The 21,583-nt window shown below is 38.3% G+C and carries 21 protein-coding genes; 11 read left to right on the forward strand and 10 right to left on the reverse strand.

What is annotated here, in order from left to right; all coding sequences use genetic code 11:
• Positions 1–74 precede the first annotated feature (74 nt).
• The 4 genes from IEE83_RS02975 to IEE83_RS02990 all read right to left on the reverse strand — a co-directional run bounded on the left by IEE83_RS02975 (position 75) and on the right by IEE83_RS02990 (position 3,594).
• The gene (locus IEE83_RS02975) at positions 75–707 is read right to left on the reverse strand and encodes a class I SAM-dependent methyltransferase (protein WP_194119136.1); all 633 of its coding nucleotides are present in this window, start codon (positions 705–707) and stop codon (positions 75–77) included.
• A 7-nt stretch (positions 708–714) separates the two neighbouring features.
• Positions 715–1,656, reverse strand: coding sequence for a UbiA family prenyltransferase (locus tag IEE83_RS02980; RefSeq protein ID WP_228101657.1), 942 nt, complete (start codon positions 1,654–1,656; stop codon positions 715–717).
• Between the two features lie 82 nt (positions 1,657–1,738).
• Positions 1,739–2,989: an asparagine synthetase B gene (locus IEE83_RS02985; RefSeq protein WP_194119137.1), complete on the reverse strand. Its 1,251-nt coding sequence runs from the start codon at positions 2,987–2,989 to the stop codon at positions 1,739–1,741.
• Positions 2,990–3,084: 95 nt separating this feature from the next.
• Complete coding sequence (locus tag IEE83_RS02990; RefSeq protein WP_194119138.1) at positions 3,085–3,594, reverse strand: lipocalin family protein; 510 nt, start codon at positions 3,592–3,594, stop codon at positions 3,085–3,087.
• A gap of 135 nt (positions 3,595–3,729) precedes the next feature.
• Between IEE83_RS02990 and IEE83_RS02995 the strand changes: the two genes are divergently transcribed.
• Entirely contained in the window at positions 3,730–5,214 is a 1,485-nt protein-coding gene (locus IEE83_RS02995) for an aminotransferase-like domain-containing protein (protein WP_194119139.1), read from the forward strand.
• A gap of 18 nt (positions 5,215–5,232) precedes the next feature.
• Here the strand turns inward: IEE83_RS02995 and IEE83_RS03000 are convergent, their stop codons facing one another.
• Positions 5,233–5,418, reverse strand: coding sequence for a hypothetical protein (locus tag IEE83_RS03000; protein WP_194119140.1), 186 nt, complete (start codon positions 5,416–5,418; stop codon positions 5,233–5,235).
• A 397-nt stretch (positions 5,419–5,815) separates the two neighbouring features.
• Here IEE83_RS03000 and IEE83_RS03005 point away from each other — a divergent pair, with 397 nt between their 5' ends.
• The 5 genes from IEE83_RS03005 to IEE83_RS03025 all read left to right on the forward strand — a co-directional run bounded on the left by IEE83_RS03005 (position 5,816) and on the right by IEE83_RS03025 (position 10,787).
• A complete protein-coding gene (locus IEE83_RS03005) occupies positions 5,816–6,319 on the forward strand; it encodes a hypothetical protein (RefSeq protein WP_194119141.1) in 504 nt (167 codons plus the stop codon).
• A gap of 435 nt (positions 6,320–6,754) precedes the next feature.
• Positions 6,755–7,174 carry a hypothetical protein gene (locus tag IEE83_RS03010; RefSeq protein ID WP_194119142.1) on the forward strand — a complete coding sequence of 140 codons (420 nt, stop codon included), beginning with the start codon at positions 6,755–6,757 and terminating at the stop codon, positions 7,172–7,174.
• A gap of 1 nt (position 7,175) precedes the next feature.
• Positions 7,176–8,666 (forward strand): IMP dehydrogenase, encoded by a 1,491-nt coding sequence (locus IEE83_RS03015; RefSeq protein WP_194119143.1) that lies wholly within the window; start codon positions 7,176–7,178, stop codon positions 8,664–8,666.
• 145 nt (positions 8,667–8,811) lie between these two features.
• Complete coding sequence (locus IEE83_RS03020; protein ID WP_194119144.1) at positions 8,812–9,009, forward strand: hypothetical protein; 198 nt, start codon at positions 8,812–8,814, stop codon at positions 9,007–9,009.
• 239 nt (positions 9,010–9,248) lie between these two features.
• A complete protein-coding gene (locus IEE83_RS03025) occupies positions 9,249–10,787 on the forward strand; it encodes a DHA2 family efflux MFS transporter permease subunit (RefSeq protein WP_194119145.1) in 1,539 nt (512 codons plus the stop codon).
• 48 nt (positions 10,788–10,835) lie between these two features.
• On the opposite strand, the gene IEE83_RS03030 is transcribed toward IEE83_RS03025, so the two are convergent.
• On the reverse strand, positions 10,836–11,210 hold the full coding sequence (locus IEE83_RS03030) for a hypothetical protein (protein WP_194119146.1): 375 nt from the start codon (positions 11,208–11,210) through the stop codon (positions 10,836–10,838).
• Between the two features lie 501 nt (positions 11,211–11,711).
• Here IEE83_RS03030 and IEE83_RS03035 point away from each other — a divergent pair.
• Complete coding sequence (locus IEE83_RS03035) at positions 11,712–12,209, forward strand: hypothetical protein (protein ID WP_194119147.1); 498 nt, start codon at positions 11,712–11,714, stop codon at positions 12,207–12,209.
• A gap of 288 nt (positions 12,210–12,497) precedes the next feature.
• Here IEE83_RS03035 and IEE83_RS03040 read toward each other — a convergent pair whose 3' ends face one another.
• Entirely contained in the window at positions 12,498–13,313 is an 816-nt protein-coding gene (locus tag IEE83_RS03040; protein WP_228101658.1) for an alpha/beta fold hydrolase, read from the reverse strand.
• A 241-nt stretch (positions 13,314–13,554) separates the two neighbouring features.
• On the opposite strand from IEE83_RS03040, the gene IEE83_RS03045 reads away from it, so the two are divergent.
• The 4 genes from IEE83_RS03045 (at position 13,555) to IEE83_RS03060 (ending at position 16,978) form a co-directional block, all read left to right on the forward strand.
• Positions 13,555–14,148: a Crp/Fnr family transcriptional regulator gene (locus IEE83_RS03045; RefSeq protein WP_194119148.1), complete on the forward strand. Its 594-nt coding sequence runs from the start codon at positions 13,555–13,557 to the stop codon at positions 14,146–14,148.
• A gap of 128 nt (positions 14,149–14,276) precedes the next feature.
• On the forward strand, positions 14,277–14,648 hold the full coding sequence (locus IEE83_RS03050) for a DUF983 domain-containing protein (RefSeq protein WP_194119149.1): 372 nt from the start codon (positions 14,277–14,279) through the stop codon (positions 14,646–14,648).
• A 218-nt stretch (positions 14,649–14,866) separates the two neighbouring features.
• A complete protein-coding gene (locus IEE83_RS03055; RefSeq protein WP_194119150.1) occupies positions 14,867–15,973 on the forward strand; it encodes a Fic family protein in 1,107 nt (368 codons plus the stop codon).
• 63 nt (positions 15,974–16,036) lie between these two features.
• The gene (locus tag IEE83_RS03060; protein ID WP_194119151.1) at positions 16,037–16,978 is read left to right on the forward strand and encodes a hypothetical protein; all 942 of its coding nucleotides are present in this window, start codon (positions 16,037–16,039) and stop codon (positions 16,976–16,978) included.
• A 73-nt stretch (positions 16,979–17,051) separates the two neighbouring features.
• On the opposite strand, the gene IEE83_RS03065 is transcribed toward IEE83_RS03060, so the two are convergent.
• From IEE83_RS03065 to IEE83_RS03075, 3 genes are read right to left on the reverse strand one after another with little or no spacing between them, the layout of a single operon-like run.
• Positions 17,052–17,807 (reverse strand): GDSL-type esterase/lipase family protein, encoded by a 756-nt coding sequence (locus IEE83_RS03065; RefSeq protein WP_194119152.1) that lies wholly within the window; start codon positions 17,805–17,807, stop codon positions 17,052–17,054.
• 37 nt (positions 17,808–17,844) lie between these two features.
• Positions 17,845–18,453 carry a YcxB family protein gene (locus IEE83_RS33385; RefSeq protein ID WP_194119153.1) on the reverse strand — a complete coding sequence of 203 codons (609 nt, stop codon included), beginning with the start codon at positions 18,451–18,453 and terminating at the stop codon, positions 17,845–17,847.
• Complete coding sequence (locus IEE83_RS03075) at positions 18,420–21,563, reverse strand: DUF3427 domain-containing protein (protein WP_194119154.1); 3,144 nt, start codon at positions 21,561–21,563, stop codon at positions 18,420–18,422. Before IEE83_RS03075 ends, IEE83_RS33385 begins: the two co-directional genes overlap by 34 nt.
• Between the last annotated feature and the right edge of the window lie 20 nt (positions 21,564–21,583).

Raw genomic sequence — 21,583 nt, forward strand, 5'->3', positions numbered from 1 at the left:
CGATGGGAATTATTGTATCAGTTGATTTTGTACGATGAGTGAAAACTGGTTTTGAGAATAATCAATAAATAGGTTTAAAGCATTATTTTCCTGTAACTTATCGACCTTATAAACTTCCCGTAAAACCACCCCTTTGAAACTTCCCTATATTTTTCAGCAAAATAAAAATCCATATTCACAAGTTCGAAAGCTTCAACTTTGCTTAATATTCCAAAAAACAAATACATTGTCTTCAATAGGAGTTTTTGCCAGATTTTGGTTTGATATTTACTCGGAATGAAATCAGTATAAAACCACAATCCATCTTTCCTCAACTTCTCATTTAATCCGGAAAACAGAAACTTAATCTTGTCTTTTTTGAAAAGGTCGAAAAAGAAGGGTGTTATGATGATGTCAAAGAGCTTTTCAGTTTGGTAATCTTCAATCCGGGCAGTAATGAAATTAACAGTATTATTTTTACAGCTCCTTTTTTTAGATAATTCAATCATTTTCGGAGACGATTCCACGTAAATAATTTCCAGACCGGATTCATGGATTTTTGTGATTTCTTCAAGTATCCAACCGGTTCCTCCACCAACTATTAAAATGCTACTATCTGGTAAAATTTGAGAGAGCAAACTTACTTGCGCCCTTACTAAGGCATCTCCAAATACCAATCTGCTAATAAAATCATACGGACGGGCAACTCCATCAAAATCAGTGTCCATATTTAGTCTAGTGAATAAATTGTGATCCGGCTATGCCACATATTGCTTTTATCAGTAAAAGTCCATCAATGACAATAAGATAGTATAAAATATTTTTATGTTTGAGCATAGACCAGGCAACGACCAGCATCAGAATAAAAGGTGTTAAGTTAAATAGGAAAATAATCGTTTTGAAATGTCGGAAATGCGCAAAAAGAGACAGAGAAACTACACCAATCGTTAGCAAAGGTATCAAAACAAAAAAGATTGTTTTTTCTAATCCGTAACGAACCACAAATGTTTTTAGCTGCTGGTTTGAGTCGTCTTCATAATCCTTCAAATCAAACATGATGGCATTTACTGTACAAAACATCCAGTTTTTAACAAACAGCCAAAGTGCAAAAACCGGATCGACGTAATATGTGCCACGTTCAATTTGTAAAACTACGAGGGGTAATAAATTTACACAGCAGGCCCAAACAAATCCGATAATAAATGCTTTGAGCCAGCCAGTATTTCGCAAATTTAATTTTATAAAGGATTTGGGTATCAAACCGTAATATAAAATCGCAGCAAGGCAGATTGCTCCCACGACAATCCAGTATGCGACTGGCAATCGGAGTATATTTTCATAATATTGAATTAGCAAAACGGATGATAAAATCGTGCAGATGACAAGCAAAAAAGGCTGGCTCCATTTGATGAAATCATGATGTTCGGCATACCAGATTGTTCTTGGATTTACGGAATTGTTAGCGCTTGTGATACCTGAATACGCATAGGTATAGTACATCACCGTTCCAAAAAACAATAGCAAATAATATGTTAAGGAGTTAAAATGAATTTGAAGCTGAAAAGCGGTTTCCAAAGAAAGAGCGACAGCCAGCGTACCGACAAAGTAATTTCCGAAAAAGATAAATTTTACCAATTTTGCTCCCACCTGTAAGCTATTTCCGATTTTCAAAATCAAACTTCCGGACTTATTTAATTTTCAGACCGAAGTGTTTGTATAGGTTGGAAATATATCAATTTAAAGTGGCTGTAACCAGCTTTCAGGTTTTTCTCTTTTTCTTTCTTGCCGATGGAAACAGGACGTTGTTAAGAATAAGCCGGTAACCTGGTGAATTGGGGTAAAGATTTAAATCTGTCGCCATCCTGCGATTCCCGCCACGCCGTCCTTCCGGATCGTGCCCGCCATAAAATGTCCATTGGCCGCGCCCGAGTTCGCCATAAATGTATCGGTCTGACTGACTGCTTGTTCCCATCACCAGTACATTTGGTTTAACTGTATATTTTGTAAATGCATTGGTTTGTCCAAAAAATTCGCGAATCAGACTTTCATGATTCTGGACAAGCATCGCTGGTATCACATCCCACTTTGCGGAGAAATCAAAAAGAGAAAAATAATCTTCATTTTCGCTGTACCATGATCTTCCACCCGTTGCATTAATATCCGAAAATGCACTTCCATCATCATCGTCCAGATGCAGCTTGAAATTTTGGAAGGCAAAAGTTTTTGAATAATCCAGTTTTGCCTGTGCATTAGGATCCACACCGTCGCCATCTATACCATCGACAATATCAATTCCTTCGGCAGCAAGGGCTATGTCAAACGTTTCTGCGCCTGAACACATTGCAAAAAGAAATCCGCCGCCGGCACAGAATTCTTTAATCGATTTTGCCACGGCCGATTTCATCTGTGACACTTTGGTATAACCAAAACGATTAGCTATTGCTTCCTGTGCTTTGATATCACTGGGCGACAGGCGGCGCAAATTTCTTCCAAACTGACCTGTAAAATCTTCATGGTGAAGGTGAAGCCAGTCATATTTTGGCAAATCTCCTTTTAAAATTTCTTCATCATAAATTACTTCAAAAGGGATTTCTGCATATTTCAGGACAAGCAATACTGCATCCGTATTTTCAGATTCTGACGGACTTATTTTTATTGGGGAATATACAGCAATTTTCGCAGCTGTATGCAGTTTAATCACTTCCATATTCACATTCGGATTGCTGATCTGGCTGACGATTTGTGCTTCGGAAGCATCAGATAAAATCTCGAATGAAATTGCACGTAGTTTACATTCCGTTTCAATGGACTTTGAATATTGAACCATAAAACTGCCGCCGCGATAATTCAAAAGCCAGTCCAGTTCAATATCATCTTTGAGTATTGCATAAGCCAAACCATATGCTTTAAGATGATTGGTTTGGGTTTTGTCCATCGGTATCAATAGAAAATTCGCCATGCAAACAGGCGAAACAAGAACCAGCAGCAATGGGAGAAATCTTCTGAACATAGCCAATACCGTTAGAATTGCTAAATTAGATGCAGAACATTATCAAATTTAGCGAATAAAAACTGATTTATCCAGCTGTAATTCAGGTTGGTACATTATTCTTTATGATTTTGGCAGGTAAGCTTCGAAACATCATATCCTTTGGCTTCACACCGGGCCACAATGTCTGAATAAAGTTTTTTATCCATCGTCTTTTTTCGACTCATAATGAATAAAAATTTATGTTCCGGGTGACCAACCACGACGTAGGAATAGTCTTGCGCAAGTTCGATTACCCAATAATCGATTTTAAATGGCCACAAGAATTGAGCCTTCATCTGGGCATTATTAGTGCCTGGCACCTGATATACTTTGGAATTTACCGCATGAACTTCTTCACTGCCTTCTTTTTTATAGGAGGTAACAACGTCATAATATTCCCCCTTTTTGTTCCAGGTATACTTCCCTGTTGTTTCCCTGCTTCCTTTGTCATATGTTGACGGAATTGAATAAAGTGAATACCAGGTTCCTGCATAATGGTTGATGTCAACTTTTTCAACCGTAGTATTAGGAAGCTTGAAAGCGCATAAAAAGCAGACAAAAATGATTGATGTGAATAGTTTCATAATGAAGTGCGTTTTTCGGAATATACGGTTTCATGTTTCATTTGGATGAATTATAATTTAAAACCGTCACTTTTCATGAAAATGTTTTTTGAAATAAAGACGCACCGGGCTCTTAATATTTCCTAATTTTGCCTCATGAGTAGTCCGGTTCAAATTCCTTTCAAAAGCATGGTCATTATAGACCGGGTTTTGGACACACCAGTTTATTTACAGATTGTCCATCAGATAATCAACGCGATTCAGCGTGGCGTATTAACGCCCGGAATCCAGTTGCCCGGATCTCGTGCGTTATCGCAGGAGCTTGAAGTGCATCGTAAAACCATTATCGCTGTGTATGACGAATTGAATGCCCAGGGCTGGACCGAAATTCAGCCTAATAAAGGAACTTTTGTAAGCAACAAAGCACCTGCCAGAAGATCGGATTCCTTAAAATACAATACTGAATTTCTAACAAGTTATCCGGCAAAAGCGGGTTTTGCGTTTAAACAAAACATATTGCTTGATAAACCTAGCGTAAGTACGAATTCCGTTCTTGAATTTACAGACGGCCTTCCTGATATTCGCCTGGCGCCCTTGGATCGTTTATCAAAAGTTTACGGCGGAATTTTGAAAAGGAAAAGCAGTCACAAACATTTTGGCTATTCTCATGTGGAGGGCAATGAATTTTATCGCGAAACACTTGCGCATTACCTCAACAACACCCGTGGACTGCACATTACTAAAAATAATATTTTGACAACCAGAGGAATTCATATGAGTATTTATCTGGCTTCCAATATGTTAATTGATAAAGGTGATCTGGTTATCGTCGGGGATTTAAGTTATTATGTTGCTAATATGATCTTTCAGGAAGCCGGCGCACGTATCATTCCGGTGGCGGTGGATGAAGATGGAATTTCTGTTGAAGCGATTAAAAAGCTCTGTGAAACCAGGAAAATCAGAATGCTTTACCTTACGCCGCATCATCATTATCCAACAACGGTTACGCTGAGTGCTGAGCGGAGACTTGAATTGTTAAGTCTTTCAGCGCAATATGGTTTTATTATTCTGGAAGATGATTATGACTATGATTTTCACTACAACAGCAGTCCGGTGCTGCCGCTCACCAGCGCCGACCGGCATGGAATGGTGGTTTATATCGGCTCTTTTTGTAATTCTCTTGCTCCGGGTTTTCGCTCCGGGTATTTGGTGGCGCCGGTAAATCTGATTCAGGAACTAGGAAAATTTAGACGAATCGTTGATCGTCAGGGAGATATGCTGATGGAACAGGCTTTGGGAGAATTGCTTGAAGAAAGAGAAATACAGCGGCATCTTAAAAAAGCCTTGAAAATATATCAGGAACGAAGAGATTCTTTGTGTGATTTGTTAAATTCAGAACTGGGCGATTATGTGTCATTTTCAGCGCCGCCGGGAGGATTATCTATCTGGACAAAATGGAATTCTGAACTCAACCTCATGCGGATCAGCAAAAATTGTCTGGCGCAAAATCTCCATTTACCTCAAAAACTTTTATATCAAACTGAAAGTGTAACAGCCATGCGCCTGGGCTTTGGAAATCTGACGATTGAGGAAATGAAAGAGGCAGTTAGTATTCTAAAAAAAGCAGTTATGAAAGGATAGTCAAAATAGTATTGACAATTATGGCAAATTATTACTATCCTCTGACGATGGTTTTTCTTTGTCCTCACTTTGCTTTTTATCAAGCTTTCCAGAAATCCAGGAAGCCAGCACAAAAGGCGAAAGTAAGATGCTGGTGATCACAGTGGCTAAAAACCATATGATAACAACAATTCCTTTTATTAAAATAATAAAAAATCTGCTCATCAAACAACGGAGGGATAGTCCTTTTTAATTAGATATTTTATAAGTTAAATCTTTGAAAGTCTCGCTTTTATCGTATTTCAGACCTGGTGAAAGAAGACTTTTCTTCGTTGAGTGGAGCTTGAATTAATAGTGGGCAAATGTACTAACTATTTGATTATAAGTGACATATTTTGATTTAACGGTCACTCTTTCCATATACAGCTAAGTTTTACTTCTACAAGATTTGTAGGCCTTTAAAGTAGTAGTAATGTAAAGAATTAGCGGAGTGTTTGAATAGTTTTATTTTAAATTATTTAAATCATAAAATTTTACATTATCTTCGGAATAATAAATTTTTTCGTAGAAAAAATTCTATTGATATATTTGCACTATGTAGAACCTCTATTGGAAAAAAAAAGTGAAAAAATATTTAATAGTTTTGATTATGTGTTGTATTTCAACACAGTTTGTTTTTGCACAGGATCTTATAGTCAAACATGATGGTGCGAAGTTAAATGTCAAGGTTAATTACGTAACTGAAAGTATCATTGTTTATACAGATCCGGCAAATTCCCATTCAGACAAATTAGGTAAAGCAGAAGTTGAGAAAATAGTTTATAAGTCCGGCCGTATCGAGCCAATTTCAGATAAAATAGAGGTACATGGTAAAAAAGACTGGGAGAAAATTGTTGTAACCAGCAATCCCCTTTCTGTTATAGGATTGATCAAAAAGGGAGAAATTCATGTGAAATCAGTCCATCAGATTCATGGTATTTCAAATATCGAATCCAAAGACGTTGAAAAGATGAAAAAACAGGCTGCTGAAATGGGAGCGCACGTTATTGTGCTGAAAGGGTATGACGCACGTCAGGAATCTATTAAAAATAACGACCAGGTTGTGATCGCATACGGGTATGAATGATAAGAAATTTTTTTTTGATCTTTAAAAAAATTATAGTCTGCTGTTACTTCCCACGTAGCAGCTTTTTTTACGTATAAGGCGTCAGGTTAAATTTAGTTGAGATAATATTTGCAAAAACAGGCACAAACAAAATATTTATTGCCTCAATAATAGATTTAGTGATTTTTACTCTTGTTTTGGACGTCCTGATTCTAGTGGAGACAATATTCTTTCTCACATTAATAAAAGAGTTTTTGAACATTTTCTCTTCTCTCAACTGAGGAAATTGATTTAAAAATAACTACTTTTGCGTCCATTATATGAAGAACGCTTAACAATGAGTCGCCATAACACCAGATGTTATCGAATTCATGCAATGTAAAGCTTCCGCGGAAAAATGATAATTGACTTATGTGAATTATTTCCCGGAAAAGATGTTCTCTATAAATATATTTTATGGAAGCAGGGTTCAATATTGTTGAAGTACCCGGTTCTAAGAATCGGAAAGTTGCAGGAAAAAAGCAACAATGGTACAGAACGGCAATTTCAGAAATGTTTTCATCTTATTGTAATCTGCTGTACATCAGTGCTTTCGTACAGAATGTAGATGGAAATCAGAATGTTTTGGTTTCAAAATTGTTTCCATATTCATTTCATCAGTCCAACACAGAAGGCAATTTATTTTTCTCCACAGATTCGGAAACGAAGTCTGTATTCAGTTTAAAACTTCAAAAAACAATTCGTTTACTCTTTTCCGGTGATACTGTTGTATTAGTTAAATCTTATTTTTCTTCAATTTATAAAATGAAGAATTTGGATTTTAATTATATGATTGCATCGTTTGGCGGGAGAGCGATAAATTTAAAAAACAGATAAAATGGCTCAGTATTTAAACGAAACATCGAGAACTTTTAGCGAATACCTGTTAATTCCTGGTCTGACAACCAAGGATTGTGTTCCAAATAAGGTATCATTAAAAACGCCTTTGACAAAATTCAAAAAGGGAGAAATCTCTGATATAGAACTGAATGTGCCTTTTGTATCAGCCATCATGCAGTCGGTGTCTGATGATAATATGGCCATTGCATTGGCGAAAAACGGTGGGCTTTCATTCATTTTTGGTTCTCAATCCATTGAAGAGCAAGCTGAAATGATCAGAAAAGTGAAAAATCACAAATCCGGCTTTGTTATCAGCACTGCTAACCTTACGCAAGAACATACGCTAAAAGATGTCATTCTTTTAAAAGGGAAAACCGGACACTCAACCATCGCAATTACTGACAATGGAAAGCCTGAAGGAAAATTGCTGGGTATTGTGACGAGCAGAGATTACCGTGTCACAAACGATAGTCTGGATAAAAAGGTGAAGGAATTCATGACACCTTTTTCAAATCTTGTAACGGCAGAACTTGGAATTTCACTGAAAGAGGCAAATGATATTATTTGGGAACACAAGCTTAACAGTCTTCCTGTAATTGATGAAAATAACAATTTCAAATTCTTTGTTTTCAGAAAGGATTATGATAATCACAAAGACAATCCGTTGGAATTGTCTGATTCTCAAAAGAAATTAATCGTTGGTGCCGGTATCAACACAAGAGATTATAAAGAAAGAGTTCCTGCTTTGGTTGAAGCTGGTGCAGATGTTTTATGTATAGATTCGTCAGACGGATTTTCTGAATGGCAAAAAGAAACGCTGGAATACATCAAAACTGAGTTTGGCGGAAAAGTAAAAGTTGGTGCCGGGAATGTTGTTGACAAAGAAGGTTTCTTATACCTTGTTGAAGCAGGTGCTGATTTTATTAAGGTTGGTGTGGGCGGAGGATCTATTTGTATTACCAGAGAAACAAAAGGTATTGGCCGTGGCCAGGCGACTGCGCTTATTGAAGTGGCAGATGCACGTGACGAATATTTTAAAGAAACGGGAATTTATATTCCGATCTGTTCGGATGGAGGAATTGCCCAAGATTATCACATGGTGCTTGCTCTGGCCATGGGTGCTGACTTTCTGATGATGGGAAGATATTTCGCTCGTTTTGATGAAAGTCCGACACGGAAATTAATGGTTAATGGAAACTATGTAAAAGAGTATTGGGGTGAAGGTTCCAATCGTGCACGCAACTGGCAACGCTATGATATGGGTGATACCTCAGACGGGCTGAAATTCGAAGAAGGTGTTGACAGCTACGTTCCTTATGCTGGTACATTAAAAGACAATCTGGCAATAACTGTTGGTAAAATTAAATCAACCATGTGCAGCTGTGGAACAATTTCGATACCATTATTGAAAGAAAAAGCGAAAATTACATTAGTGTCTTCTGTAAGTATAGTTGAAGGCGGAGCACATGATGTGATTGTAAAAGAATAAAATTCAGCATATTAATTTGGCCGGCCAGACAAGTTTTTATACTTGCCTGGCCGGCTTTTTTAATTTAGATTTTTCTCCTAAGTAAATTCCAGGGCTACGTATCGGTCATGCCTCTTGCAGTTTATTCTTTACAAATGCCATCGGCATGACCGACATTGTAGCCGTGGATTTTAACCCACGAACAAGGAAATTACATTTTTCTGTAAATGCCATCGGCATGACCGACATTGTAGCCGTTGGTTTTAACCCACGGACAAGGAAATTACATTTTTCTGTAAATGCCATCGGCATGACCGACATTGTAGCCGTGGGTTTTAACCCCCGGAACCGGAAATTTCCCTAACAATTTAAAATGCCGTAGGCATGGCCGACATGATAGCTATGGATTAACCCATGAAATCTCAGAATTTAATTAAATCATTTGTAAAATAATACCGAATGGTATATTTTTGTTTTGGAATTGACGAGATGAAACCTGATACAATACTTTCATTTTTGAGAAATAGTAATTCATAAAAAAACACAATTAAAAAGATCGGCAATGAGAAAGTTATTGATAAGAATATACCGATCGTTATTATTATGAAAAGAACAATCCTTCTGATTACCGTGATTGCGGCTGCCGTCATGGAATTAATTGATACATCAATTGTAAACGTTGCCCTGTCGCATATGAGCGGAAACCTGGGTTCCACGCTTGAAGATACCTCCTGGGTAATAACATCTTATGCCATAGCCAACGTGATCATTATCCCGATGACCAGCTTTCTTGCCCTGAAACTGGGTCGGAGAAATTATTACATCGGATCCGTCATTGCTTTCACATTCTTTTCCTTTATGTGCGGACAAGCGTCAGGAATCTGGATGCTGGTTTTCTTTCGATTTTTACAGGGACTTGGCGGAGGCGCGTTGCTTTCTGTTTCCCAGGCTATTGTTTTTGAATTATTTCCAAAAGAAAAACAAAATGTGGCCAGCGCCATTTTTGGCGTAGGTGTATTTTTAGGCCCAACGATAGGGCCGACCTTGGGTGGTTTTATCACAGAATATTACTCCTGGCCGTGGATTTTCTACATCAATGTTCCCATTGGAATAACGGTAGCTTCACTTTGTTATGTTTTACTGGGAGAGCCAAAATTCAAGCAAGCGGCGGGAAATATCGACTGGACAGGCATTTTGTTATTGGCTATTGGTGTCGGTTCCTTACAAACTGTTTTGGAAAGGGGAGAAATAGATGACTGGTTCGATGCCAATTATATTATTTGGCTGAGCGTAGCAGCATCACTTGGACTATCCTTATTTATCTGGTGGGAATTGAAAGTGAAAAGTCCGGTGGTTAATCTGCGGGTTTTGAAAAGCAAAAATCTTAGTATCGCGGCAATTGTCACATTTATTTCCGGAATCGGGCTTTTCAGTTCTGTCTTTTTAACGCCGGTTTTTGCACAGCGTTTATTGAATTTTACACCTTCACAAACCGGATTACTATTATTGCCAGGCGCTTTTCTGGCAATTGGGGGTTTAATTATCTCGGCAAAATTATTACAGAAAGGCGTTTCTCCATTGTTTATGATCACAACCGGGATGATACTTTTTGTTCTGTTCAGCTGGCAGATGTCACGGTTAAATTTGAATGCCAGTGCACATGACATTACCATTTCCCTGATTTTCCGAGGTGTCGGACTTGCGATTGTAACAGTGCCGCTTACGGCGCTGGCAGTTTCTGCACTTGAACCGAAAGATATTCCGCAAGGCGCAGCACTAAATAATATGATGCGGCAACTTGGAGGCTCGGTGGGGCTGGCTATGGTGAATACGTATTTGCATAACCGTAATGCCCTGCACCGATCTGATCTTGTTTCAAATGTTACGGAATATAATCCCCTGGCCATGCAGCGTGTTGCCGGCTACACCAATTTTTTCATGAGTAAAGGTTTCACTTTATTCGATGCCAATAAAAAAGCAATGGGTTTAATCGATGCAGGAATTGGGCGCCAGAGTAACTTGCTAAGTTTTAACGATGCCTATTTATTAGTCGGCGCTGTTTTTCTTTGTGCTTTGCCATTATTGTTTTTAGTTACAAAGAAAAAAGGAAGCAAGCCGCAAGTCATTTTGTCGGATCACTAAACGCTGATAATCACATTAAATAAGAAATTGTTTCTGGTAACTTCTCTTTCAGATATTTCTGAAATGAGGATCATAAAAAGTTTTCCAAACCTTTATTGTTTCTTCAATGGTTTCGGGTGGACTGGACAGGTAATCTTTAATTTTGGTGAGATTCACAGACGTGGAATGGCTGGAAGAAGACCTTACCAGATTTGTTAAAAGTTTGTCAATGGCCGATGAATCTGTTTGCCAGTTTGGGCTGTATTTTTGGTACCAGTTTTCGTTCAAAAAAGCAAAACCTTCATAAGTGTACGCATTGACAATTCCGTCGGAATCAATAATGACTGCTTCGGTGGGATTTTCTTTTTCAAGTTCAGCATATTTTTCGTTGAAATTTGTAATGCCTTCGCCCAGTATGGCAATGTTTCTTAATACCTTAATCATGATTCGGGGTTTGTTCTGAGGTAATTATTCGTTTTGATTATTAATTTACCAGACATAATTATCATGCCGGCAAAGCTGGTTCCCGTTTTTTGAATTAATTATCTAACGGTCTGGCTTTCATTTCGTCAAAAATTAAGGGAATCAGGATTTTATTCCGGATTCCCTTCCTGGTGTTAATAGAGCGAGGTTTTACATAAGTTCTTAAGGGTCGGGCTTAAAAAAATATGCCAGTTATTAATATTTTCAATGACAGCGTTTGCGTTTTATCTGTATTTATATCAATCCTCTCTGCTGTAAAGGTACCATCGAAATGGGTTATTTCAAACAGTAAGATTTTTCAATTTAAATGGTCTGAAATTGAATCGCGGTTTATAAATTTATCATTCAATTTTGATAAAAATAGATGTTCCGGTCGAAATCCGTTTTTCGATTGCTTACTTTTGAATGTTATTATTCCCGGAGCTGTTTTGTTAAACAGTATCCCATTTTACTATCTTTAAAATGATTAAAATTTCGCAGCTTCCTTTAATTACTACCGCTGATCAGTTCCATGCAGCAAAACAGATTCTGCTTGTGGATGTGTTATATGTTGGTGATGCGCCAAGAACGATGCGGGAATATATCAAAACAAGTCACGGCGGATTTGTTTACGAAAAGAAAACTTACATGCCGATAACCTTAACCGGAAATCCGGAAAGTCTGATTGCTAATGCGGAAAAGGGTATTCATTTCAAATTTGATAAAGGGTTTGAAAATGTATATTTCCTTGATGGAAATCTGGATTCTGCGATCTGGCACAGGAAATTGTATGATATGACTGCCTACGCCAATGAGCCGGCAATTGGTTTTGAACGCGAAGTGGATTTTATTATTGAAAGATACTTATCAGGTTACGTTGAATATCCAAAACCGGAAACCACCCTATTAAAATTGCCTGCAAAAATGCCGGCAATTGGCACCAAAGCCATGCGCGGATTAAAGCCGGTTGTCAGGAAATAATTTGAGAAATTGATCTTGGATAGTTTTGTTTACCCGTCCGACGGCGAAAAAGCCGTCGGACGGGCCGCCAATAACAACTTATTTGCCAGAAACGCGTTCGGGCCACCGATCAGACGGTTTTTTCCACCGTCCGACCGGTAAACAAAACATGGATCTTGCCAGAAACGCGTTCCGGTAAACAAAACATAAATCAAAAATCCTAATCAGAAAACTCCCGGAATTTAGAAACCAAAAAAATCCTCCCAAAACAAAGTTCTGAGAGGATCCTTTACTTCCAAAATATCAAGATTATTTAATCGCAGCAATCTCTTCAATAATTGCAGAAACTTCATTAGGCTGAGAAAGATGCGCTGTATGTCCCGCTGTTAAGCTGTATACTTTTTTAATCGTTGTCGTTTTAATCATTTGATCCTGCAAATTGATACCGATCGCATGATCATTAATCGTACGAATGTAAAATTTTGTAACACTTCCGAAATTTGCGTCTGTTAAAGTCACTTTATTCGTCAAAGGCAAAAGTGGTTCTGTTCTGTTTTTTGATAAGATAAGTTGTTTAATTTCAGCACTTCCATCCTGGCAGAAAATATTGATCAGACTGTCTGATTTTACAGAGATTGTTGACTGGTCTGCACTTACTTCCAGAGCTTTTGGTAAAAGCGTTTGTTTATCAGCGCCGGAAATTTCAAATAAGGATTGTTGATTTTGGGGAAGAAATGCAGCCAAATAGACAAGTTTGGCTATTTTGGCAGGCACTTTTTCAGCAACCGCAGAAATCACCATGCCGCCCAAACTATGACCTACCAGAATTACCTTGGAAGGTTGTGCCTCAATAGCCGAAATTACTTTTGCGCTATAACTGTCCAGCGTCAAACCGGCAACTGGCGTAGTATCATCTCCGTGAGCGGGCAATTCCACGGCAACAACAGTAAATCCTTTTTTCTCTAAATTACTTTTGACAATTTTCCAGGTAAAAGCGCCCTGCCAGGCGCCATGGACTAAAACTACGGTTTCTGCTTTCTTTTCAGGTGCCGGACTGGATTCTGAATTACATGAAGTGAATGCCATTGTAAGCAAAATTGCCAGGGATGTGATGATCGTTTTCATTGTTTTTAAGGATTATGTTTTGAAAATAATTTGTTTGTTTTTTGATAGGTCAAAGGTAGAAGCGGCCCCCGGCAATAATTTTCACCTATGTTAAAAAGCGACGAAACGGTATAAAATATGATATCAGGCGAAAAGAGTGCAGGAAATAAGTGGTACCTTAGTTCTATGAAAAGTGTGGTATAGAATCAGTTATTTTCAGTTTTGGTATCCGCAGTTTTATTTCTTAAAATCAAATTTTACAATGCTTTTAAGTCCTAAGGAAACATTACATAATAGCCTCAGTCATTTTGCGCAGCTTAGTGAAGAAGATATCCGGCTGGCAGATCATATGTGGACGCACAGGAAAATTGCAAAAAATGAATTTTTCAATTTCCGTAATTCCGTTTGCAGACAAATCGGTTTTATCGTCAAAGGATTGTTCCGGGTTTATTACACGGATTTAAAAACAGAGACGGAACATAATATTTATTTCATCCCGGAAAACACATTTCTGGTTTCCCTGAAAAGTTTCCTGACGCAGACAGCCTGTCCGTATAGTATTGAAGCCCTTGAAGATTCCGAATTGATCGTGATCAGTCATGAAAATTTATTATCGCTGTACCCGCAATCACACGGTTGGGAGCGTTTTGGAAGACTTTTAGCCGAACAATACTATGTTTACAGCCAAACTAAGGCAGAGGGTTTGTTAAGCCAGTCAGCCGAGGATCGCTATCTTTCCCTGTTGGCCGAATTCCCGGATGTTGCCAATCGCGTTTCGCTGGGACATGTAGCCTCTTATCTTGGAATCAAAGGCCCTTCCCTAAGCAGAATCCGTGCGCAAATGGCAGGGAAATAAATGTAATAAATTGCCAAAGTTTGGCGACGAGCCACCCGTCCGGCGGCTTTTTTCGCCGTCGGACGGGTTAACAAACCCGGCAACAAGTCTAAAAATTTCAGCCCTCCACAGATCAACAAAAAAGTAAAATGTCAAAAATAGTAAATGTTTTCAGGATGAAATGTCCGCGTTGTCATCAGGGAAACCTGTTTACAAAACGGAATCCATATAGTCTGAAAGACGCATTAAAAATGCCTGATAATTGTCCCGTTTGTGGTCAGGATTTCAAAATCGAACCTGGTTTTTATATCGGCGCTTTATGGACAAGTTTTCCAATCGTCATTTTCCTGATGACACTTTTATCTGTGCTTTTACTTGTCTTTGTCAAAATGCAGTTAGAATGGTTTTTCGTCGCCATTACCATCATTCTGTTTTCCTTGCAGCCAATAATCATTCGCTTGGGAAGGGCAATATGGATCAATATTTTTGTTGACTTTGAAGAAAATGCGGAGAATAAATGAATTAATCTCCGCAAATTTGCGGAGATTATAAATTGATATTTTGAAATATTGCTCGACCAGAAGTAAGATTTAATATTCTGATTAACAGCTATTTGAAAATAAATTTTCGTCACTATCTGACTATCATTCTCATCTGTATTATTTAAAATGCGGAAAATAAATTTGCTAATCTCCGCAAATTTGCGGAGATTGTTTCTAGTATTCACCGCAGAAAAATAATGAGCCTATACATCCACCAAAGAAAAAACTGGCCTCAATTTAGTTGGGATGAAGCTGAGCTTTCGACAGTTTTGGGAGAGGTGCGTTATGTTCAGGGAAAGATTGCAGGACGAATGGAGGCTTTGGGTTTTTCATCAAAAGCGGAAACCATATTAAAAACACTTACCGAAGATGTTTTAAAATCGTCGGAAATTGAAGGCGAAGTATTGGGACGTGAAGAAGTGCGTTCATCTATTGCAAGACGGTTGGGCATAGAAATCGCCGGGCTCGTTCCTTCCGACCGGAACGTGGATGGCGTCGTGGAAATGACGCTGGATGCTACCCAGAAATACAATCATGAACTGACAAAAGATCGTTTGCTGGGTTGGCAATCATCCTTATTTCCATCCGGACGAAGCGGTATGTATCAAATCCTGACTGGAAAATGGCGGGACAATGAGAAAGGTCCGATGCAGGTAGTTTCCGGTCCGTTGGGAAGAGAAACAGTACATTTTGAAGCACCGGATGCAACACGTGTTGAACACGAAATGGCACAATTTCTGAGCTGGTTTAATAGTGCTGCTAATATAGATCCGGTCATCAAGTCGGGAATTGCTCATTTGTGGTTTGTGACAATACATCCTTTTGATGACGGAAATGGCCGGATTGCGCGGGCCATCGCAGATATGCAGCTTGCCCGGACGGAAGGCAGCGGTCAGCGGTATTACAGCATGTCGGCGCAGATCAGAAAACGTAGAAATGAATATTATGCCATACTGGAAAAAACACAAAAGGGCGACCTTGATATAACGCTCTGGCTTCAATGGTTTTTGTCCTGCATGCGCGATGCTTTGCAGGTAACCGAAGAAACGCTGAATGTGGTTTTGCAAAGGGTATCGTTTTGGGACAAACATGCTGCAACGCCACTTAATGAGCGTCAACGTTTCATGATAAACAAAATGCAGGAAGATTTTTTTGGAAAACTGACTTCCTCCAAATGGGCGAAAATGACAAAGTGTTCCCAGGATACTGCCGGCAGGGATATTCAGGATTTGATTGGAAAAGGAGTATTGGCAAAAGATGGAGGCGGGGGCAGAAGCAGCGGCTATTTGCTGGTTTGGGAATAATTTGAAGATTAAAATGTAACACCGGCGATTTTTATCCGCCTCAAAATATTAGCATAAAACAATATGGAAATCACTTATTATTTAAACGAAAGCGAAGAAGAGAATTTGTTTTGTCGCATCAGTGACGGCGCTGAAACGGTATCTTTTCCACTGGGTTACAATGTTGAGGATGGCGAATGGGATGAAGAAAACGCGGAAGTTTCTCCGGACGATCCCTATTTTTATTCGCTCATGAGTTTAAAATCCTATCTCTCCGAAAGATATGAAACACTGTCATTTGGCGGTGAAAGCAATGTTTTGACTGTGTTAAAAAGCGAAGTGGAAGCCATTACGGAAGAAACGGGAATTCAGGGCATTGCACGTAATATGTTTGATAATGAAAATACGCCGGAAGGAATTCCTGCTTATGACGAATTCATCCAGGCATTTGAGAAGTTTTCAGAACTTGAAGACGATGCATACGAAGCGCTCGTCATTGATAACACACTGGAATTTGGCACGGAGGATGGTGACGATTTTCAAATGGATACCATGGCGGGACTTAAAGCGCGGTTAAGGTCTTTCATCGAAAAGAAATCCTATGCCGAACTGGGGGCCATGACCAGCAAATTTATCTGGAGTAAAATTTACAGCGATGCGGGGGGAATAGAAAAACATATTTTCCTGCCTGAAATGCTTCTGGAATGGGAAATATTCTGGGATAGTGAATATGAAGAAATCCAGAATGCCGGCAGCGACACAAAACATCTCGATAAAACCAAAGAAAAATCCTGGCGACAATTCCAGGTTTTTATGGCCTGTTACAGCGATTCCGTTGACATTATCCAGCTCGCCTTTGAAATTGATGACATGGAATTATACCCGATGATCGTGACCGTTATGCTGAGAATTTTCGATGCCGAAGTTTGTTTTGATGAATATTGTGAGGCAGAATTTAGCGGTGACGACTGGGAACAAATTGAAAGTAACGGCGTGCGGTTTTTTGTTAAGGAAGGCGATTTTTGAGGTGCTAAAAATAAGTGTCACCTCAAAAATCGCTGATATTTAAAAGCAAAAAGACAGATTGAAAAAGGAATGATCACAATATTCTTTTTTCAATCGCTTTGCCCCAAAACTTACCAAGTACAACAACACCTTCTTCATTAGGATGCAGATAAAATGTTCCCTGCTGTCCTTTTTCCGGTTTCAGTAATTGGAGATAATGTTTTTTGAAATATTTAAACGCCTTGGTATCGCCCTTGAAAACCCGTCCCGGATCCGAAGTTTTGTATTCCGAAATCATGCCGTCGATCTCAGGAATATAAGTTTCCAACCTGTCCAGGCCTTCTTGCAGATATTTGGAGCTGTTGTAAGTATTGGTACTATACCAGATCGGATGATGCACAATCACCTTGCTGCCCGGATACTTTTTGAGCAGCGTTGAAATAATAGTCTGCATATTTTTCTTATAATCTTCCCTGGAAACCGGCGAGCCATTCGGCCCCTGTATGGCACTGTCATTGGTACCCAGTTTCATGGAAAATACGAGCTGGTGATCTTTTTTTAGGAACAGACTATCGGCCGCCTCAATTACTTTCACAAAATACTTCCCGCTTCCCGGCAGCCAATCCAAAGTAGTAGACCCGCTCCGTCCCAAATTAGCAAAAACCACATCCTGAACTCCTTTTTGCTCCTTCAAATAATTGACCGCATGCGTCGGCGGAGGAAACCCATCCGGCCCACCTTTGCCCTGGGTGATGCTGTTGCCAATGAAGACGATGGCGAGGTTTTGGTTTTTTTGGGCGTAGGTTGTGAGGGTGATTAGGAGGAGGAGTAGGGTGGGTTTTAGGTTCATGGGTTATTACAGCTTTAATTTATTACACGATTTAAGTCTACTTTTTAAGTTTCACTTTAAGTCCAGGTACAGCAGAGATAATATTTTTAAATTGAATTACATCGTCAATTGTAAAGGCTCGTTTAGGAATTACATTGGCGCTACCATCTGAAACTTTTAAAAGAAAAAAATTTCTAGTTTCTATTACGGAATGTAATTTTTCTAATGACATTTGAATATTGAAACTTTCGCCGGTAAAACTAAAATAGTTTGAATCAACCTTTATAAGCATGTTTTCTACGAGTGGATCTTTTGTTTTTAACAGGCTTGGAACTTGAAGTTTAGCTGTTATTTCGGAAATGAAAATCATAAATAATTGTAGAAATATGGGAAAGAAAAAACCGAAACTTAGGACAAGACTCCCATTACTAATATTAAATATGAATAGCAGAATCATTAGAGAAAGAAGGGCAATTCCGATTACTCTAAGTACTCTTACCACAAACTTTGATTTCGATATCTCAACTAAACTTTCATATAGTTCATTTTCTGTAAGTTTAAAAGTAGCTGTTATCATTACAACTTTATATTTAGTGAATAAAGAATATTTAAATTTTAATAATAAGATGAATTTTACCCAACCGCCATCTTCGCAGTTTCCTTCCACATATAATGTGGTATCGGCTCTTCCAATTTCCAGTGAATGTTCATCGGTTTTGAACCATAATGATCCAGATAATTTGCCGCTCCTAGAAAAACGTAGGCAAAAGTATTTCCAAATTCGTCATCGTTTCTTTCCCTTACAAAAAGTAAAATGATTTTTCCCTTTTCTTCTTGCTTTATATATGATAATCCTTTTCCAGTTTCCGGTCTTGCACTGTTTTGAGACTGCCAGTGGAATAGCGTTTCGCTGACTGCGTAATCATTATACAAAGTGGTAGGAGAGTAATTTTCTTCTGTTTTTTTAAGAGTGATAAGTAACAGTTCCGTTTTCTTGCTGTCAAGATTTACTACGCCTTCCCGGTTGCTGGATTTTCTTTCAAATGTGCTGTCGCCAAATGCCACTAGAATTTGCTCACGCGTGTAACGACTATGTACTTTCAAAGGTTGCGCGTACGGAAGATCAATATCCAATTCAATATGAGAAATTTGATCAATTAAAAGTTCTAGAACCTCCACGATCTCCTTGACCAGAATTGAATTGTCGCCTATTTTTTGAATACTTGTTTGAAGGTTTTCAGAGCCAGCATTGGTCTGCCAAAAGTCATAATGCAGCATGGTGAGCATTAGTCTTTCTGATTCATCAAACTCGGTAATATTGATTTGAAAATCTCGTTTGGCAAGTTTTAAAATAAATGACAAATAACTGTATGAATTACAGCAGAGCCATTTTTTTGCAATCGCTCTTTTTATTTCTATTTCATTATTTACTGAGAAATCGTTAGCTTGATTGGCAAAAAAACATAATCTACTCCAAGTACCTTTTTTGTAAATAGCTTGAAGAGGAATATGATAGAATTCTGTAAAATTTTTAAGTGTTAGCGGTAAAGTCGTTTGATGTTTGAAGTTGGCAATTTTATTTATCAATTGTTTGCTGCTCAATTGCGTGGCAGCCTTGATATTTTGTAAAATAAAATCCTTCGCCTTTTTTTCTAAAACAATGGAACAGCCTAGTGGTAAATGTGGAAAATCACGTTCAAGTTCGTCTTTGGTGGATGTGTTGGTTTTGCCAATCAAGGCTCTGAATTTACCTTCAAAATCATACTCAGATCTAGCATTTCCTACAAAATCCAGAACAGTCAGGCATTCTTTTCTTTCTGATAAGCGTAACCCTCTTCCCAATTGCTGTAAAAATACGGTAAGACTTTCCGTTGGCCTTAGAAACAAAACGGTATCTAATTCTGGAATATCAACGCCCTCATTGAAGATATCAACCGCAAATAAATAATTTATTTCCTTCTTTCTAAACCTGGATTTAATCGTCGATCTCAACTCTTCCCGATCATTACCACTCACAAGATAATCTGCTTTTAGGCCGGCCAGCGCAAATTTTTCCGCCATGTAAGATGCGTGTTCCCTAGTAATACAAAAACCTAACGCGCGCACATCTTCATAGTCCCGCAGATATTTTGCGCAGTTATTTATGATTTCGCCAACCCGGATATCGTTTTGAGTATAAATTCTGGTTAGTTCTGCCGGCAAATACCGTCCGTTTTGCCAAGATGCGTTCGATAAATCAACGCTATCAGTAATACCAAAATATTGAAAAGGACAAAGCAACTTTCTATTTAACGCTTCGGGTAACCGGATTTCTGCCGCAATAGTATTATCAAAATCAGCAAGGATATTTGCATTGTCCATCCTTTCTGGCGTTGCGGTTAGTCCTAGTAAAATCTTTGGTTTAAATTTTTCTAAAATTGGCCGATAACTATCTGCGGTAATGTGGTGTACTTCATCCACAATTATAAAATCATAGTAGTTTTTAGAAAGCGTTATTGTGCCAATTCTGTTTTTCAAAGTGGCCACAGAGGCAAAGACAAATTCATAACGATCTGGTTCTATTCCTTCTACCCAAAGCTCTCCAAAATTATTATCTTTTAAAATTCCGGCAAATGTCGCTCTTGCCTGTACAAGAATTTCCTTTCGATGTGCAACGAAGAGAAGCCGGGCGTTAGGGTTTTTAACATAATACCTTTTGAAATCAAAGGCAGATATAACTGTTTTTCCCGTTCCGGTTGCGGCTACTAAAAGATTTCTATATCGATTATGAATTATTCTTTCAGCAGCTAGTTTTTCTAAAATTTCAGCTTGAAATGGGAAAGGATTTAATTCAAAGTAAGACGAAGCTTCATTTTTGTCTCTACTTTTTTCTCTTTTAAGAGCAACTTTTAGTTTTTCAGTATGTTCACCAAGTCGGAATATTTCAAATTCATTATCCTCCCAATAGGTCTCAAAAGTTTTGGAAAACTTATCAATAATGTGTCCAACTTCCTGCGTTGTAACTTTAAGATTCCATTCCAAACCGCTGGTTAAAGCACTTCTGGACAAATTGGAAGATCCAATATAACCCGTATTAAAACCGGTATTTCTGAAAAATAAATAGGATTTTGCATGAAGGCGCTCATTCTCTGTATTGTACGAAATCTTAACTTCTGTATTGGGTAAGCCAGCTAGAAATTCCACTGCGATCAAATCAGTAGCTCCCATATAGGAAGTTGTAATAACTTTCAACGAATTTCCCCTGCTGGTATATTCTTCCAATTCTTTTTTGAAGATCCTTATACCTGACCACTTAATAAAAGAAACCAGAAAATAAATTTTGTCTGATGAAAGAATCTCCTTTCTCAATTCGCTGTCAAGAGAAATCCCAACATTCGATCCTGTGAATAATTCGCTCTGGCTTAGGCGTGTATAGGGTGTGATCTCTTTTAAGCGTTTGTCAAAATCCGAGAAGGGCGCATCTATTTTTGAAAATACTGCATTCAATATCCTACCATTGACCGTAATCAAATCATCGTTGAAATCTGTATCTGCCAATTCATCACGTAATAGTCGAATGATTTTATTCGAGATTTCAATTTGTCTTTCAATACTGATATCTCCGGTAATTGATCCCAAGCCGCGATTAATCACTTCATTCAAATAAAGACTTAAAACTTTTGCAGCCTCACTTTTTTCGACGATCGTTTCTCTAACAAAAAATTCTTTCTGGTCTATACTTTCCAGTTTGGAAGAAATTAGCTTTGTAATAAGTTGCTCGTAAAGACCTTGTTGCATGTGTTGAGGATTATATTATT

This window comes from Dyadobacter subterraneus, from assembly GCF_015221875.1.
Lineage (GTDB): Bacteria > Bacteroidota > Bacteroidia > Cytophagales > Spirosomataceae > Dyadobacter > Dyadobacter subterraneus.

Bases quoted from the DNA above. Each gene is read 5' to 3' on its own strand.
- IEE83_RS03025 (WP_194119145.1), top strand. From the start codon at position 9,249: ATGAAAAGAACAATCCTTCTGATTACCGTGATTGCGGCTGCCGTCATG.
- IEE83_RS03015 (WP_194119143.1), top strand. From the start codon at position 7,176: ATGGCTCAGTATTTAAACGAAACATCGAGAACTTTTAGCGAATACCTG.
- IEE83_RS03035 (WP_194119147.1), top strand. From the start codon at position 11,712: ATGATTAAAATTTCGCAGCTTCCTTTAATTACTACCGCTGATCAGTTC.
- IEE83_RS02995 (WP_194119139.1), top strand. From the start codon at position 3,730: ATGAGTAGTCCGGTTCAAATTCCTTTCAAAAGCATGGTCATTATAGAC.
- IEE83_RS03050 (WP_194119149.1), top strand. From the start codon at position 14,277: ATGTCAAAAATAGTAAATGTTTTCAGGATGAAATGTCCGCGTTGTCAT.
- IEE83_RS02975 (WP_194119136.1), bottom strand. From the start codon at position 707: ATGGACACTGATTTTGATGGAGTTGCCCGTCCGTATGATTTTATTAGC.
- IEE83_RS03020 (WP_194119144.1), top strand. From the start codon at position 8,812: ATGACCGACATTGTAGCCGTGGATTTTAACCCACGAACAAGGAAATTA.
- IEE83_RS03055 (WP_194119150.1), top strand. From the start codon at position 14,867: ATGAGCCTATACATCCACCAAAGAAAAAACTGGCCTCAATTTAGTTGG.
- IEE83_RS03060 (WP_194119151.1), top strand. From the start codon at position 16,037: ATGGAAATCACTTATTATTTAAACGAAAGCGAAGAAGAGAATTTGTTT.
- IEE83_RS03075 (WP_194119154.1), bottom strand. From the start codon at position 21,563: ATGCAACAAGGTCTTTACGAGCAACTTATTACAAAGCTAATTTCTTCC.
- IEE83_RS03040 (WP_228101658.1), bottom strand. From the start codon at position 13,313: ATGAAAACGATCATCACATCCCTGGCAATTTTGCTTACAATGGCATTC.
- IEE83_RS03010 (WP_194119142.1), top strand. From the start codon at position 6,755: ATGGAAGCAGGGTTCAATATTGTTGAAGTACCCGGTTCTAAGAATCGG.
- IEE83_RS02990 (WP_194119138.1), bottom strand. From the start codon at position 3,594: ATGAAACTATTCACATCAATCATTTTTGTCTGCTTTTTATGCGCTTTC.
- IEE83_RS03065 (WP_194119152.1), bottom strand. From the start codon at position 17,807: ATGAACCTAAAACCCACCCTACTCCTCCTCCTAATCACCCTCACAACC.
- IEE83_RS02985 (WP_194119137.1), bottom strand. From the start codon at position 2,989: ATGTTCAGAAGATTTCTCCCATTGCTGCTGGTTCTTGTTTCGCCTGTT.
- IEE83_RS03030 (WP_194119146.1), bottom strand. From the start codon at position 11,210: ATGATTAAGGTATTAAGAAACATTGCCATACTGGGCGAAGGCATTACA.
- IEE83_RS03045 (WP_194119148.1), top strand. From the start codon at position 13,555: ATGCTTTTAAGTCCTAAGGAAACATTACATAATAGCCTCAGTCATTTT.
- IEE83_RS03000 (WP_194119140.1), bottom strand. From the start codon at position 5,418: ATGAGCAGATTTTTTATTATTTTAATAAAAGGAATTGTTGTTATCATA.